General features: G+C 40.0%; 12 protein-coding genes. 4 read left to right on the forward strand and 8 right to left on the reverse strand.

What is annotated here, in order from left to right; genetic code table 11:
• Positions 1–238 precede the first annotated feature (238 nt).
• A complete protein-coding gene (locus tag PSR9079_RS02780; protein ID WP_149980338.1) occupies positions 239–1240 on the reverse strand; it encodes an ATP-grasp domain-containing protein in 1002 nt (333 codons plus the stop codon).
• A 461-nt stretch (positions 1241–1701) separates the two neighbouring features.
• On the opposite strand from PSR9079_RS02780, the gene PSR9079_RS02785 reads away from it, so the two are divergent.
• Together PSR9079_RS02785 and PSR9079_RS02790 are read left to right on the forward strand one after the other, a co-directional pair.
• Positions 1702–2406, forward strand: coding sequence for a hypothetical protein (locus PSR9079_RS02785; RefSeq protein ID WP_149980339.1), 705 nt, complete (start codon positions 1702–1704; stop codon positions 2404–2406).
• A gap of 56 nt (positions 2407–2462) precedes the next feature.
• Complete coding sequence (locus PSR9079_RS02790; protein WP_149980340.1) at positions 2463–3206, forward strand: zinc-dependent metalloprotease family protein; 744 nt, start codon at positions 2463–2465, stop codon at positions 3204–3206.
• 112 nt (positions 3207–3318) lie between these two features.
• Here the strand turns inward: PSR9079_RS02790 and PSR9079_RS02795 are convergent, their stop codons facing one another.
• On the reverse strand, positions 3319–4530 hold the full coding sequence (locus PSR9079_RS02795) for an alkaline phosphatase family protein (RefSeq protein ID WP_149980341.1): 1212 nt from the start codon (positions 4528–4530) through the stop codon (positions 3319–3321).
• A 203-nt stretch (positions 4531–4733) separates the two neighbouring features.
• Between PSR9079_RS02795 and dgt the strand changes: the two genes are divergently transcribed.
• Together dgt and PSR9079_RS02805 are read left to right on the forward strand one after the other, a co-directional pair.
• Positions 4734–6197, forward strand: a complete 1464-nt coding sequence (dgt, locus tag PSR9079_RS02800) for a dGTPase (protein ID WP_149980342.1) — start codon at positions 4734–4736, stop codon at positions 6195–6197.
• A gap of 74 nt (positions 6198–6271) precedes the next feature.
• A complete protein-coding gene (locus PSR9079_RS02805) occupies positions 6272–7786 on the forward strand; it encodes a hypothetical protein (protein ID WP_149980343.1) in 1515 nt (504 codons plus the stop codon).
• 77 nt (positions 7787–7863) lie between these two features.
• On the opposite strand, the gene PSR9079_RS02810 is transcribed toward PSR9079_RS02805, so the two are convergent.
• The 6 genes from PSR9079_RS02810 to PSR9079_RS02835 all read right to left on the reverse strand — a co-directional run bounded on the left by PSR9079_RS02810 (position 7864) and on the right by PSR9079_RS02835 (position 15144).
• Positions 7864–8523 carry a hypothetical protein gene (locus PSR9079_RS02810; protein ID WP_149980344.1) on the reverse strand — a complete coding sequence of 220 codons (660 nt, stop codon included), beginning with the start codon at positions 8521–8523 and terminating at the stop codon, positions 7864–7866.
• A gap of 364 nt (positions 8524–8887) precedes the next feature.
• Positions 8888–9553, reverse strand: coding sequence for a class I SAM-dependent methyltransferase (locus PSR9079_RS02815; protein WP_149980345.1), 666 nt, complete (start codon positions 9551–9553; stop codon positions 8888–8890).
• Positions 9554–9562: 9 nt separating this feature from the next.
• A complete protein-coding gene (locus PSR9079_RS02820; RefSeq protein ID WP_149980346.1) occupies positions 9563–13204 on the reverse strand; it encodes an AAA family ATPase in 3642 nt (1213 codons plus the stop codon).
• Entirely contained in the window at positions 13201–14445 is a 1245-nt protein-coding gene (locus tag PSR9079_RS02825; RefSeq protein ID WP_149980347.1) for an exonuclease SbcCD subunit D, read from the reverse strand. Before PSR9079_RS02825 ends, PSR9079_RS02820 begins: the two co-directional genes overlap by 4 nt.
• Positions 14446–14521: 76 nt before the next feature.
• Positions 14522–14761 (reverse strand): hypothetical protein, encoded by a 240-nt coding sequence (locus tag PSR9079_RS02830; protein ID WP_145238872.1) that lies wholly within the window; start codon positions 14759–14761, stop codon positions 14522–14524.
• A 128-nt stretch (positions 14762–14889) separates the two neighbouring features.
• Entirely contained in the window at positions 14890–15144 is a 255-nt protein-coding gene (locus PSR9079_RS02835; RefSeq protein WP_149980348.1) for a hypothetical protein, read from the reverse strand.
• Positions 15145–15404: the final 260 nt, after the last annotated feature.

The raw sequence follows: 15404 nt of genomic DNA on the forward strand, positions 1-15404 counted from the left end.
TGGTTCCTAAATCGTTGAATTCAATCGTTCTATTTATACACAAATATTACTTTGATGCTAGGGCGTGTTTATCTTTCGAGGTTACTTATGACTAAGGTCTTACTGGTTGGAGAAAGTATTGATGTTCTGAGGTAGTGATAAAGTGTTAGATTTGTAATGGCGACGGTGTAACAGTTTTCACACGTCACCAATGACAGCTTAGTATACAAAGCAATAGTCGTTATTTACGACTAAAATTTTACTGTACTACAGCGCTTAATTTGGGGCTTGGAGTAGGCTGTTCCATCGCTGCTTTACTGTCTTCATCCAAGGCTAAGCTTAAATTCTCTGGGCGGTCAAAAATACCCAAGCGAATGCGAATAAAATGCAAGATTTCACGAGCCACATTGATCCCCAGTGCAGCTTCTAAGCCTTCAAATCCAGGGCTTGAATTTGCTTCGCAAATTTTAAAGTGATTATCATCAAATAATAAATCAATACCAGCAACGTCTAAATTGAGTACATTAGCTGTTTGTGTAGCTAACCATTCAATCTCTGGAGTAATTGGGTGCGGTTTACCAGTGCCACCTGCACTCACGTTCGCTTTAAAGTTTTTACCGCCAGAGTTTCGCTCCATACATGCGACAGCACGGCCACCAATAGTGAGTACTCGCAAATCACGACCATGGCTAGATTTAACAAACTGTTGCAAGATGATATTAGCTTGCGGGTTGGCGGCTTCAATTAATTGCATTAAATCGTCAAATTCGCTTTTTGACTTTGATAAAAATACGCCACTGCCCTGCGAGCCTGAAAGTGTTTTAATCACCACTGGAAAGCCTATTTGCCTATCTACTAAGTCTATATTTACTGGAAATTTTACCAGCATAGTATTTGGTGTAGGTAAGTTACGCTCAGCTAAAATTTGCTGTGCAAACAGTTTATCTTTTACCGTCTCAATTGATTGTGAGCTATTAACGCAGTACACCCCTAGTCGCTCGAGATGGCGAATAATTGCTAGTGCAAAATAGGTGGTGCTGGCGCCCATGCGAGGAATAACAAAGTCAGGCAAAGTTGTGGTTACACCGTCAATTAGAATGCTTTTGCCATCTTCGCGGGTGATAGTTAAATCAAATTGATCGGGAGAGAAAACTTGTAAATCGATACCTTCTTCTTTTGCTGCGGCCAGTAAACGCTCTACTTCGTAGGTCTCTTGTTTTAGTAATCCAGCACTGTCTTTATAAATGATCCAGCCACGCATGGTATTTCCTCTTGAGTATTGATCCGCAGCTCACAGAAAAAATAGGCTCACTACGTTATAGATGTTCACAGTCTCTTATGATGATGAGAGTCTGCGGCAAAAGACGCGGAGTATGAGGTTCATCAGATGTGCAGTAAAACAAATAAATTTTATCGTCACGATAATATTATTTTTCAGATCTCATTTTGGTTAATCAATAGTCGGTGTTTTTTTATTGCAATAAAGTATGTAACTGTAAAAGGTATAATTGATAAGTTAATGTTAACTTAAAAGGTTGTGTTATGAGGGTGAAAGTTAGCTTTTAATAGGTTTTGTTTGATGAAATTATTAACCATAAGATTAATATGATAAATATTTAAAAAGACTGTTTTTATTTTCGGTAACAAATTTATGCTTGCGCTTTAATTTACTCTGATGTAAAAATAACAATATATTAACTTTTAGATCTAAAAGAGAGACAAATGAAAAGGGCTATTGCATTTATAATTGTCGTTCCGATCAGCGCTTTTTTGCTATATGAGTTTGTTATCTACAAAGAAAGCAATGTCACCCATTCGGTTGCTGCGAGTGACGTTCAGTTATCGGGTATAGCGCCTAAGAAGCTAGCCGCTAAAGTATCAGCTGATATATCGTTGCCAAGTGTGTCAGCTACACAGCCAGCTGTAGTAGATCAAACGTATGATGAATTTGATGCTATTAATCGTCTCTCAGAGAAAGCAGAGCAAGTTCTCAAAGCCTCAGGATTATTGCCTACAGATTTACATAACGAAGCTTATATCGAGTTCGATTTAGTGGCGCTCAGAAAGCTCAAGCAAGGTGATAATTTTGATCTAGCTATTCCACAAACTGCTGAAACTTTTAGTGCAGAGGTGACTAATATTATTGCAGCAAGCAATGGTGATAAAAGTATTTTTGGCCGAGTGCTTGGTGCTGATGGGCGATTTCACACCACCGTAATGACTATTGGCGAAGACGCTATATATGGTCAATTAACTGCACCAAGCGGTAATTATGTATTTGAAAGTAAAGGTCAATATGGTTGGCTTGCGGCAAAGCGAGATCTTTATAAAAATCATATGGAACATCAAGTAACGAAACAACCAACCCCTCAACCAAGTAATGGTGAAGATCCATTTGCGCCAAAACCTACGGGTAATAATTTATAGAAATTTAGCAAAATAAATTTTTATAAGGCAATAAACACAACCAAAAAGGAACTAACATGAATAAACGACTAATTCCCTTAGCTGCATTTTGTGCATTAGGTATGACAGCAACTAGCCACGCTGCGACAATTGATATTGCGATTTTATATACAGATCAAGCGGCGGCTGCCACTGCAAACATTAATACTAAAATTAACCAGTATATTGCCTTTAGTAACCAAGTTTACAGTCAAAATGGTATTGATATTACGCTTCGATTAGTTGGTAGCGAAAACTTAGGAAATCATGCGATTACACCTTCAAGTAGCTGGTTAAATTCAGTCACTAACAGTAGCTATATTCAAGGCTTACGCAATAGCTGGGGTGCTGATATGGTCGCGGTACTTGGCACCGGTCAAAGCGCTGGCAGTAACTTAATTTCGTGTGGTATTGCGTGGGTTGGCAGTGGCAGTAACGGCAATTTATATAGCTCAGTAAGTAACAGTATGTACAGCATTACAGCGGTAGATTGTGGAGCAACAACCTTCGTACATGAATTAGGCCACAATCAAGGCTTAGCGCACTCTCGTAAGCAAGGCGATACCGCCGGTGGTGTTTATGTTGATGGTATGGGCCATGGCGTACAAAATCAGTTTGCCAGTATTATGGCGTACCCTCATGTGTTTGGAAGTGCCACGCAATACGATTACTTTTCTAACCCTAGCTGGGATGTTAATGGTATCCCCTATGGTGTAACTGGTGAGTCGTTTGCATGGCGTACAGTAAATGCCACTAAAGACAGTATTGCTAACTTTAAATAGCGTTTATTTTTAGTACATAGTTTTTTCCCTTTTGAGCGCATTTGCGCTCTTTTTATTATTTAATTAAACCAAACCTAATTATGATAGATTTATTACTCAAAGATCAGCTTAGTTAGTTTAAAGCAGGCCAAAGTGTTGCACCATCGCCATCGATTGTATTGAGCACTTTAATTCCCAGTACTTTGGCAATAAGTGGATATATATCTAAATTATTTACTTCATCGATTACTAATGAATTTTTAAATGCTGGGCCATTGGCAATAAAGGTTGCCGCCATATCTTCGCTATACGCATAGCCATGGGTACCTAAATAGCTTACTTTACCGGTATCAGCAAAACTTCTTGGTGCTGTGGTTTGTAAAATAATATCACCAGTTCGGCCATTGTTAGCATAGTGATAAAGCTTACGTTGTTCATCACTTAGTACGGTATAGCGCCCTTTTGCTGCTTTCGTTAAGTGTTGTTTATATGCTGTGATCTCAGCTTTTGTAGTGTCTTTATTAGCATAGATCAATACTCTAGGTCCGGTATTTTTAACCATAAACTTGTCGTCTTTCGGTAAGCTGCTGATAGCAATACTTTGGTTTGGCTCAACGGTACTCATACCATGATCGGAGACAATCACTAAGTTAACATTTTGCTCTAGTTCATTAAGGCGTTGCTGTAATTGCCCCATTAATACATCTACTTCTTTTACCGCTTGCTTGGTTTGCTCAGCATCAGGCCCATATTCATGGCCCATACTATCTACCAGTGAAAAATAACTAACAACTAATTGCGGGCGCTGCGCTGCTGGCAATGTTAGCCATTGAATAATTTGATCAACACGATTTTGATAATCACTGTATTTTGAATAATGGTAAAAGTAATCCGGCAGCATGCCATTAAATCGCGCATCTGATTCTGGCCAAAAATAAGCGGCTGATTTTAATCCCTGCATCGACGCCAAATTCCACAGTGGAATACCGTTGAACCATGTGCTGTCGTCTTTCCCTTTTCCCATGCTATAGCATTCATTTCTTTGTGTATCGCAAAAGCGGTTATCTACTACGCCATGATTAATTGGCAATAAACCTGTAATAATAGATATATGATTAGGAAACGTTTTAGTCGGATATACCGGGCGCATTTTAGTTGCGCGAACTCCCGATTTAGCTATTGCGGCTAAATTTTTAGCACCGTGTTTTTCGATGTAATCCCAGCGGAATCCATCAAGAGAAACAAGTACTACGGTATTACTTGCAGAGTTTTTATCGTCTTTAGCGTGGCTAAAAGAGCTATAAATGAGCAATGCTAATAACAGAAAACTTAAAATAGGCTTCATTGTATTACTACCTTTGTTGGGCATTATTGGTAATCAGAAAATAAACAAATACGTTACGATATGCTTATGTTTAATATGCAGTGTACCGCTATTTTATGACCGTGATAATTATTAATAGATAAATTTATGTGCGAACAGCAGTCATGGATATTAATTTAGTAAACAAGCTGTTAGATTAAAAGTAGACAATAAAAGGAGCGTCTATGATCGATTTCAGCAAAAAAATAACGTCAGCGCGTGAGCTGCGCTCAACCCCTAATTTACAGATGGCGTTAGAAAGCGATCGTGGCCGTATCATCAATAGTGCCGCAATTCGCCGCTTACAACAAAAAACGCAAGTGTTTCCGTTGGAGCGTAATGCTGCGGTACGCTCGCGGTTAACTCACTCTCTCGAAGTACAACAAGTTGGGCGTTTTATAGTGCAACGCATCTTTGCGAATTTAACGGCCAAACAACAAGCTGAATATGGCCTAACAGGGTTAGAGAGGCCGCTAGAAAGTCTGGTTGAAATGGCCTGCTTGATGCACGATATAGGTAATCCACCGTTTGGTCATTTTGGTGAAGCGGCGATTAATCACTGGTTTAACGCAAATTTAGCAACGCTTACCCCTCAGCGCTGCGCCGATCCACACACGGGAATTGGCTTAATATTTAAACATTTAGCACAAGATATTTGTAACTTTGAAGGTAATGCGCAAGGTATCCGTATTGTACACTCACTGTTATCACTTAATTTAACCTATAGCCAAACGGCTGGTATTTTAAAATACACGCGTCCGGCAAGTATGGCTAAAGAAGATATACCGCGAACTAAAAATTATTTGATGAAAAAAGTAGGCTTTTACTACAGTGAAAAAAACTTTGTTGAAAGATTGCAAAAAGAGCTATTCATCGAACCACAATGTCGCCATCCCGCCAGTTATATAATGGAAGCGGCTGATGATATTTCATATTGCTTAGCTGATATTGAAGATGCCGTAGAAAAGGGCATCATTACTGTTGAGTTATTATGCGATAAACTCAAACAGCATTATCAAAAAGTGTTAACTAATCTTACCATTGACGATGTAGAGCATCAGCACGTGGTTGAAAAAGCAGTTAACTATGCCCTCGATAAGGCCGCTCAGCAACCTTATAACTTTAATAGCGAGTTTTTTATTTATTTACGGGTAACTCTACTCCACCCTCTGGTTAATTATGCGGCCAAACGTTTTATAGATAATATTGAAGCGGTTTATCATGGTGATTTTAATCAAGCCTTGTTAGAAGACCGCAGTCATTTACACGCTATAACCACCACTTTGAAACAAGTGGCGTTTGAGTATGTGTTTTCACATAAGGAAGTCGGTAAACTTGAATTACAAGGCTATCGAATTATCAATGGATTACTTGATTGTTATAAGCCATTACTGCTGTTAAGTCATGATGACTTTAAACGGGTGGTCAAAGGGGATGGTCGCTTCTTAATTGAAACACGGTTGCTCAAAAAACTTTCGAAAAAGCATTTAAATAGCTATTTACAAGCCATTGAAGCGATGCAAGCTGAACCCGATCATGTACTCGCTTATGAGTTTTATTATCGCTGTCGATTTATTCAAGATTATATCAGCGGCATGACAGATCAATTTGCTTACGATGAATACCGTACCTTGATGGTAATTGATTAGCAAAACACACTGCTAGATAAATTTGCGCACAACTATTAAACTGGGTTTATTGTGTTATTTTGTTTAATAGATTTATGATGGCTCACGTATTACGACTTTGCTTATTTATTTTATTTACTTTTAGTTTCAATAGCTTTGCTAAATACAGTGAAGCTATGTGCATTTTGTACAAACAACAAATGCAACAATACAGCGATAATACAAGTAGCCGTAGTTATCGAAATGCGGCAAAAGATTATAAAAACAACTGCAGTAACCCACCTCCAGCGTCTCAAGCGAAACCAACACCTGTAGTGGTTGCACCAAAAACACATGTTGATAATAAAATAAAATCTACATTAGAGACGCAAAACTCGACTGTAAACCCCCTTGACAGCAATTCGTCAGTAGCCAAAAATGAGCCAGCAGAAGTTCAAAGGGAGGCGTCTGTAATTGTTGAAAATGTTGAGAATGTCCAAAGTATTGAAGTTGAGCAAAAGAGCAGCGCAGAAACCACAGTCGAACAGCCGCTTGGGCAAAACAATGATGAAGTTGACGCTACACCCGAAGCCGTAATAACAAGCGAACCTGCGACGATAAAGGTAACAGCCCCAGAACCAGTGCGCACTGAGTCGGATTCGTTATTGATGCCAAGTTTATTGTTGTTAGTAGTTTTATTATTAGCTGCAATGTTGCTGCTGCGCTTACGGGCTAACAAAAAAGCAGCAGTTGAAACTGTATCGCTAATTCCTGCAACTGATGAGGCTTCAAGTACAGAAGCCGCTGTATCAAAATTAACCCCCGCAAAGGCTGAGCACGCAGCAAGCGAATCCACTGTTGCGCCAAAAAAAGCGGTTATAGCAGAGCAAGTAGTCATTGCAACTCCACAAACTGAAGTGATAAGTGCAGACGATGTAAACGTAAAAGTTGAGCTAACGCAGCGGCTTTTTAAAAATGAGCATGATTTTAAAGAGCCTGAAGTGCGTATGTTTGATCCTGATGCGCCATTACCAGGTCAGAAACCACAACAACCTAAAGATGTCATAAAGTCTGCGACGATAAATGTTGAAGCTGATCTTGAAACTAATTTAGAACCACACCAAACGACCACAACAGAGCTCGATAGCGAAGCTGAGCAATTACCTAAAATGGATGATGAAAACGTTATTCATTGCGCAACGAATGAAGTAGCAAATGAAATTGTCCATTCGGATGCTGTTAATAGTAGTGGCCAAGTGCTCACATCAGGCCTTTCGCAAATGAGGGAAGTTGAGCTATCAACGACCGTGGATGTTCAACCACAAGCTGATACTTTAACGGTAACTGACAGTGATGATGAAATAGCACAGGCGCTTGCTGCATTAAACGATGAATTAGCAGCAGAGCAGCATAGTGCATCAGAGCAAGATGAAAGAGATGATATATCTGGCGCATCTGTAGCAGATCCAAATCAGAGTAAAGCTAATCCATTTGCTAATTTATCACTCGACCCTACTTGGGATCCAAATTCAAAAGAAAAGCCGACGATTGTCCCGAAAAAAACAGTGCCAAAATCAGCCAAATTAATTGCAGCACAAGAGCGTGCAAAACAGTTAAAAACCGACGATTAATTTATTAATTGTCGCTGGGGGTTGTTTATTCTCCAAAGCTCAGACTATTTCGTTTAGTAGCAGCCTGCTCTGGGCTGTTACTTGCTGCTATAAATTACTTTATTGGTATGAGTTAAGATTACGAACCGCTTCACCCTTTTAGCATGTCGCCAACTAAAAAATAAAATCAAAACGGTAATAAACAAACAAATACAGACAATCCCCATTAATGAAGAAGCATGTTGTAATAAGCTTGTTTGGGGGAGTGACTTTACGTTTTTAGTAGCTAAACTAATCGATTGCATGCCTTTTCTGGGTAGGATGATTTCATAGACATGATCATTAGGTTGTACTTCGGCACGTTGTAAGTTGCCCGCTGTTTGCCATTGTAATTCAAACTGTTGGCGTTTTTTGCGCTGATGCTCAGTACACCAAAGTGCATTAATGGTGGCGTTTTCTTTAGTTTTACAGCGCGCTGGCAACTCATAAAAATTGCGCCATGCAGTCTGTTTTGCCGTGTTGTTATATGAGTGTAGATAAAAACCAGCTGTTATTGGTGATTCAATTATATTCGTGAAGCTGTCTTTATCGGTTGATGTTGTGATGTTTTCTCTGCGATTACAAAAATCAGCTAGTCGAGTTAATAGTGTTGTGTCAGGTTGTTCTAATTGCGGTTGTGTCAAAGGGGAGTAAACAGCGGATGCAGTACATAGCGGGCTGAAACTGAGGGAGATTAATATAAAAATCCATTTTTTCATTAGTTACGTCCTGTAAAAGATGAACTTACAGCCTACCATTATTTTTTGTTATTGCAAACTTTATAGGTACAACCAAATAAGACGGTAACCGTTAAAAGCTTATATTTGGCTTAAAAGCACATGAAAAAATTATTATTGATTCTAAGTGTGTCAGTACATTGTTGTTAGTGGGATGATACACAATCCCAAGTAATGGTGGTTTTATTAGACCTAATACGAGTCTATTTGGTTAGGGTAAGATATTGAAAAATAAAGTGTCAATATTAAAACCGTTAACCAGCGTTGGGTAAACGGTTTTAAAAATGCTTTAATGCATGTCTAGGAAGTAATACAGCATTGTGAAAGGTAAATTATTAGTTTACGTTTAGCGTTTTTGTGCCACATAACCACTAAAACCAAGTGTTTTAAAATACAACTTGCCACTATTGAAGCCTGTTTCATCGAGTAAGTCGGCAAGACGAATTCTATCAAGTGGGAAAAACTCATGCTCAAAATTATGCTGCATGCGCTCTACCCCTGTTTCAGTTAAGCCTAATTGTTTGCTGAGTATCAATTGGGCATCACGCTCAAAAAGTGTTTCTGGACGCATTAAATCGGCTAAATATAATTGCCCATGTGCTTTTAGCTGTGTGCTAATTGCTTGCAACATGGCTTTTTTATCGCCGTTATCTGCCACAAAGTGCATCACTAATAAGCATAATGCGGCATCCGCTTGTTGTTTAAGTTCGGATGGCGAGCCTAAGTGTAAAGTAACCCGCTCACTGATCCCAAGCTCAACAAATCGTTGCTTTGCGATATCGAGCATGTCTTGTGAGGTATCTTGTGCAGTAAAATGCCATTTAGGCTGCAAGGCAGCAAGGAGGGCGACTTCTTTACCGGTACCGGCGCCTATTACCAAAATATGTGCTTCATCGCCGAGCGTTGCTTGTAGTTGCGCTGCGGTACTGTTGTGCAGTAATTCATACCCCGGTACTAAACGAGGAATGCGAGAATCATACTGCGTTGCTTCGTCTTGTGTAAATGTTGGCATTACTATTCCTTAAATAATTGTAACAGTCGAATAGCCACCAGGTTTCTTGGCGACATGAACTTGGGTAGCAACCCGTTCTGTCATTTGAGATACATGGGAGATCACGCCCACTTTGCGCCCCTGCGCTTGTAATGAATCAAGTGCATCCATGGCAATGCTTAATGTTTCACTGTCTAACGTACCAAAGCCTTCGTCAATAAACAAAGAGTTAATACTTACTTTATTGGATGACAAAGATGCAAGGCCCAGCGCAAGTGCCAACGAGACTAAAAACGACTCGCCGCCGGATAAGGTATTAACTGAACGTTGCTCATCAGCCATGTCCTTATCAACAATGGCGATATCCAAGGTTTGTTCAATAGCTGTAAGTTCATAGCGTTTGTTTAACGTTCGTAAGTGGCTGTTTGCATAGTGTAATAATATTTTTAGCGTTTGCGTTTGTGCTAAGTTACGCATGGTTTTACCCGTTGCATCACCCAACACTTTATTAAGTACATGCCATTGCTCGACGTGTTTTTGCAAGGTTGCCAATTCATTTTGTTTGCCTTGCAGCGCCTGACGGTTTTGATTGTGCTGTTCAAGTACAGTATTGGTTGCAAGCTGTGCTTTGTGCTGCGCAGCTTGCTGATCGTTTAAATTGGCTAACTGTTGAATAAGCTCAGCATGGCTTTGCTTAGGTTTATTGCTGTTTTGATGCTGTAGGTAAGCGTGTTTGTGCTGCTTTAACGCGGCATTTTCATCTATTAAAGCTTGCGCTAATTGTTCATGTTGCTTTAAATGCGTTTTAATTTCATCGCTACTTAGTGTTAGTAAAATTGCGACCTGTTCGTGGCTTGCATCGCTGTAGCGGCTTTTAAATTCAGCAAACCATTGATTATAGCGAGTATCGAGGTCGGCTTGTTCTTGCGTATTTTCAAGTAGCCGTTGCTCGAGGCCTTGCAGCGTTATCGCGTGCTCGTCGCGTTGTTTTATCGCGTTATCGTGCGCTTTTTGGCTGTGCTGAAGCTGTGCTTGGCATTGCTCTTGTTGAGCAGCTAGCTTCGTTTGGTAGTCGTCAGCACTAATGTGTTCATTATTAAATAGCGCTAAGCGCTCACTTTGCGAGCTACTATGTTGTTGCTGTGCTTTGGCTAAATCATCATTTAGGTTTTTTAAGATTAGCTCAGCATCACTGATCAGCGGTGTAAACTGCTGCATCTGTTGGTCAGCGCTATCGAGTTGTTTTTGCGCTTGCTCAAGCTGCTCTTGGTTGTGCTGATATTGCTCAACTTGCTGGTTTAACTCAGTTAAATCAAGTGTATTATTTTGTAGTTGTTGCCAAAATTGAGCCTCTTGAAATTGTGAACCAAGGGTCGCGGTTAGCTCATTAATTTGTGTGCTTAGCTCACTTAGCTTGCTATTGAGCTGGCTTTGTTGATTGCTTAGTTCAAGGTGGCGTGTATGTAACTGTTGTTGAGCTTGCTGCTCATTTTTAAAGATACTTTGCAGTTGGTTTACCTGCTCTTGCAAGTTGCGCTGTTGTTTTTGTGTTGCATAATACTGTGTTTTTTGTTCATTGAGCGCAATGTAACTGGCCTCCAATTGCTCTGAGGTTAAGTCATTAAGTTCAGTGCGGGCCGCTTGCATGGTATGTTTTATTTCAAGCTGTTTAGTCTGTGCAGTCTGTACCGCTTGGCTGTGTTGTTTGTGTTCAGCAACGAGCACAGCATGCTGAGTTTGATGCGAGTGAAGCTCTGCTAGGGCATTTTCGTAGTGCTGTTTTGCAGTTTTATAGTCATTTTCAAAAGCAGCGATTAAGTTAGTTAATTGCTGATCTGCGAATGGATGTTCGGTTGCCCCACATACCACACAAGGTTCATTTGGCGTAAGTTGAGCACGTAAATGTTCGACACTTTCGCTGGCACGCAAGCGAGCTTGATTTAGTGCGTATTCACTGTGTTTAAGCGTTTGTTCTCGTGTTACAAGGTTTTGGGTTAGCGTTGTTTGTGTTTGCTCGCCCTGACTTAGTTTGCTTGCAATAACACTTTGTTGTTGCGTGCTTTGCTTTAGCTCTTGATTAAACTGTTTGTAACGCTCGCGTTGCTCTTTTAAGTAATCGATACTTTTAAGTTTGGCATCACATTGCTCAATATTAAATTGGCCGTGTTGCTTGTTGAGTTGATCAAGCTTTTTTTGTTCGCTTAAAAGTGTTTGTTCGCTTAGCGTCAGTTTTTTAGTTTGTGTTTCCAGCTGCTCGTTTTGCCGTATAAGCTCAGCTGCTAACTGTGTACTTTGCTCAGTCGTTGTTGCAAATTGCTGCTTAGCGTGCAAAAACTGATTAAAGCTATGCTGATAGTAATTCCAATCACTCGCTAGCTGCTTAAGTTGACTATGCTGGGTTAGCCATTGCTGATGTTGCTCGGAATGTTTTTTTGCTTGTTGATGGCTTGCTTGGCTTTGTTTAAATTGCTGCTGTAAATGAGTAAGTTGTTTTTGCTCTTTTTCATTTTGCCTTGTAATGCTGGTTATTGTTTGTGTTTGCATCGCAAGTTGATTGTCGAGCTCACGCGCTTTAGCAATGATTGGTTCTGCGCTTTTTTGCTGTTGTTTCGCCGTTTGCAAGCTCTCGTTGTGCTTTTCAAGTGCGCTGGCAAGATCAGTAATGAGTGCCATATGATCGATACTCTTTAAATCATTTACCTTGGTATTTAGTTCATTATTTTGCGCCGTTAAGCTTTTAAAGCGATTGCGATTGTCTTTAATTTCCAGTGCACTTTGCGCTTGTTTAGCCTGTTCACTTTGTGTTGCAATGGCTTTAAGCGCTGTACTGGCTTGTTGTTGATTTTGTTGTGCTAGATTAAGTGCTTGCTCTAAGCTATTGGCTTGCTTATACCAGTTTATACCCTGCTCGATGCCAGCTAAGGTTTTTGTAGTATCTTCAATTTGCTGTTTTAAATCATCAAGTAGTTGAGTTTTCGCGGCAAGTTCTTCGTCAGTGAGTAAGGTATAACTGGCTAAACTGGCTTTGAGCAATTCGAGTTTATTTAGCTGTTCTTTATGGCGCTCAAAAATACGTTTACCAATCAAGCTAAATTTATCTGTGCCAGTTAAGCATTCTAAAAGCTGGGCTCGTTCATCACCCGTGGCCTTTAAAAATGCCGCAAACTCATGTTGCGCTAATAATACCGCCCGCGAGAATTGTTCAAAGTTGAGCCCTATTTTACTTTCGACTTCTTTTATGGTGTTGCTTTTATCAGCTATTAGCGTTTCGTCTGGCAAAGTATAGAGGCTGTGCTCAGCTACTTTTAACTTGCCGGTTATTTTTTTATGAGTTCTTTGAATGGTATAGCGCGCGCGATAGAGCTGTTTATCTTGGCCTAAAAAATCGACCTCGGCAAAACCTTCCCATTTACCCTTACGTAATAAGTTACGTGGGTCATTTAACTTTATACTGTCGCCATTAAAATCTATTAAGTTACCTTTATCACCTCTTAATCGAGCTGTTTTGGTATAAAGGGCTAAGCAAATCGCATCTAAAAAAGTGCTTTTTCCTGCACCGGTGTCGCCCGTTATGGCAAATAAACCAGCATCCCTTAACGGTGCTTTGGTAAAGTCGATTTCGGCGTCAACAATTGAGGCTAAGTTATGGATGCGTACTGCGGTTATTTTCATAGTTGTTCTTGCTCCGCAAGTTCGCTTATTACATCGTTTAAAAGGGTTTTTAGCTCATCCGGGACAGCTTGCCCCGCCATGTCTTTGTTATTGGCAAACGCTTGCTCTAATAACATTTGCGGGTTGAGCATCTCGACTTGGCTTAAATCTTCAAAGACAGTTAAACGCTGCTCTTTATTTTGCTGACGAACGCGTTCTATGCCACAAAAGCGCACTTCTTTGTTCTCTAGTGCTTTTTCAATTTGCTCTCGAAAAGTTGTATCGGTATCACCTGCACTAAGCTTTACTCTTACATACGGAGCTTGGCTATATTGGCTTAGGTCTAGGCTCGATAGTTGTTGGCATAATTGTTCAAGAGGTACGCACTCTCCTTCAGGTAATAAAATCACTTCTGTTGGGCGAGGAATGTAAAGGGGGTTTACAGTCACTGCAATCGTATCATCAGTGGTGGTTGTAAACTCAGCAACACATACTTGGTGTTTATAGTTGCGCTCTGAAAACGACATCGGCATTGGTGTACCGCTATAGCGGATTGTCTCGGACTTTGCGACTATTTGCGCTTTATGCAAGTGGCCCAGGGCAACGTAATCAGCATGATTGCTAAACACGTTTGCTGTGACTGATTCTTCTCCGCCAATTATCAAATTTCGCTCAGAATCACTAGAGATATCGCCGCCCTTGGCATGTAAGTGCCCCATCACTATTAGCGGCGTTGTTGCAGGCTTATCAATGAGCGCATGCTCAATACTTAGCTGGTACGCCTTAGCTATGCCTTGAGCGTAATCGTGACCGTTTTCAGTGTGACTAAGTGAACTAACATCACTGGCACGTAAAAATGGCATTGCAACGATATGAGCTGTTACAGGGTTGCTATTTAAACGCAGTACCACATCTGCTGGACTATTCGCATCAAAACGGCCTACGACCTGAGTATCAAACTGAGCAAGCAGCGGCTGGGCGGCCATTATGCGATTTGCAGAATCATGATTACCGGCAATAAGCACTATTTGTAATGCAGGGCAGTGTTTTTTAGCATCTTTTATAAATTGGTAGAGTTGATTTTCACTGCTAGCAGGCGGGGTAGCTGTGTGATAAATATCACCAGCGACTAACAGCAGATCTATTTGTTGTGTGATGAGCGTGTCTATCAGCCAACTGAAAAACACCTGATGCTCTTGGCAGCGATTGTGTTCGTAAAATTGTTGGCCTAAATGCCAATCTGAGGTATGTAAGACTTTCATGTCACGCTCTTAAAAAACAGTTAAGAGCGTCAATATACCCAAGCTAAATTAAGATGCAAGGGCACAAGCTGAATCTTTAACTTGTTAGGTTATACCAAGCAAAGATCACCATGGGTAAAGCTAACAATGCCAGCACTAATGGTACTTTGAGTGCTTTGGTTTGTTTGGCCTGCAGTACTTTTAACGCATTCGTTTCGTTACAGGCAGCTACTTTATCAATATAAAAATAACCTGAATCTAAATACTGTTTACAACTTTGTTCATCTGCTGGAATTGCAATTACTTCTTGTTGTTTTTTTAGGATATAAAAATCCATATGCCCACCGCATTTTACTAGTATGTTGAAACACTTTTGAGGAGAAAAGCGATGCTTTTAACCCCCTCAAATCAAAAAAGTGGGCGATTTTAAATACAAATGACTATAAAGGTCAACTAAAGAATTCATTATTTAGCCATTAATACAAAAATAGCCGAAATTAAGCTAAAAGTTATGCTTATAACCACCAAACTACTGCATAAAACAAGCCACTTTTTACGTTTTTTACTATGTTTTGGAAAGCGATCGAGTGCGTCGTTTTTATCGCAAGCCGCAACGACTTCAACAAACTCGAAGCCCCGCTTTTGATATTCATTTAGTTGCTCAGTCTGAGCTGGAATTACCGCAACACTATTATCTTTTTTTACAATGTAAAATTTCATTGTTTACCCCTGCAAGCTGTCAGCTAGCTTATTCAATACTATGATAAGAGGGTTTACTACTCATCGTTTAGGTTAACGTGTTTACAAACTGTAAAGTTAACTGTAATAGACTTGCATTAATTAAGCCTGAATTTCGTACAAAAGTTGCTGTAAACCCCCTTTACAATAATTGCCTTGTTGTTAATCATCAGTATTTAAGAATAAGTTATTTTTTACCCTATAAATGCGGCGGTTTATCGCTATTTCATTGAATATATCTG

Origin of the sequence: Pseudoalteromonas rhizosphaerae, assembly GCF_902498845.1 — a bacterium.
Lineage (GTDB): Bacteria > Pseudomonadota > Gammaproteobacteria > Enterobacterales > Alteromonadaceae > Pseudoalteromonas > Pseudoalteromonas rhizosphaerae.

What these genes read in the sequence shown, in the direction of transcription:
- PSR9079_RS02820 (WP_149980346.1), bottom strand. Translation starts at nt 13,204, where the DNA reads ATGAAAATAACCGCAGTACGCATCCATAACTTAGCCTCAATTGTTGAC.
- PSR9079_RS02790 (WP_149980340.1), top strand. Translation starts at nt 2,463, where the DNA reads ATGAATAAACGACTAATTCCCTTAGCTGCATTTTGTGCATTAGGTATG.
- PSR9079_RS02805 (WP_149980343.1), top strand. Translation starts at nt 6,272, where the DNA reads ATGATGGCTCACGTATTACGACTTTGCTTATTTATTTTATTTACTTTT.
- dgt (WP_149980342.1), top strand. Translation starts at nt 4,734, where the DNA reads ATGATCGATTTCAGCAAAAAAATAACGTCAGCGCGTGAGCTGCGCTCA.
- PSR9079_RS02830 (WP_145238872.1), bottom strand. Translation starts at nt 14,761, where the DNA reads ATGGATTTTTATATCCTAAAAAAACAACAAGAAGTAATTGCAATTCCA.
- PSR9079_RS02835 (WP_149980348.1), bottom strand. Translation starts at nt 15,144, where the DNA reads ATGAAATTTTACATTGTAAAAAAAGATAATAGTGTTGCGGTAATTCCA.
- PSR9079_RS02780 (WP_149980338.1), bottom strand. Translation starts at nt 1,240, where the DNA reads ATGCGTGGCTGGATCATTTATAAAGACAGTGCTGGATTACTAAAACAA.
- PSR9079_RS02795 (WP_149980341.1), bottom strand. Translation starts at nt 4,530, where the DNA reads ATGAAGCCTATTTTAAGTTTTCTGTTATTAGCATTGCTCATTTATAGC.
- PSR9079_RS02815 (WP_149980345.1), bottom strand. Translation starts at nt 9,553, where the DNA reads ATGCCAACATTTACACAAGACGAAGCAACGCAGTATGATTCTCGCATT.
- PSR9079_RS02825 (WP_149980347.1), bottom strand. Translation starts at nt 14,445, where the DNA reads ATGAAAGTCTTACATACCTCAGATTGGCATTTAGGCCAACAATTTTAC.
- PSR9079_RS02785 (WP_149980339.1), top strand. Translation starts at nt 1,702, where the DNA reads ATGAAAAGGGCTATTGCATTTATAATTGTCGTTCCGATCAGCGCTTTT.
- PSR9079_RS02810 (WP_149980344.1), bottom strand. Translation starts at nt 8,523, where the DNA reads ATGAAAAAATGGATTTTTATATTAATCTCCCTCAGTTTCAGCCCGCTA.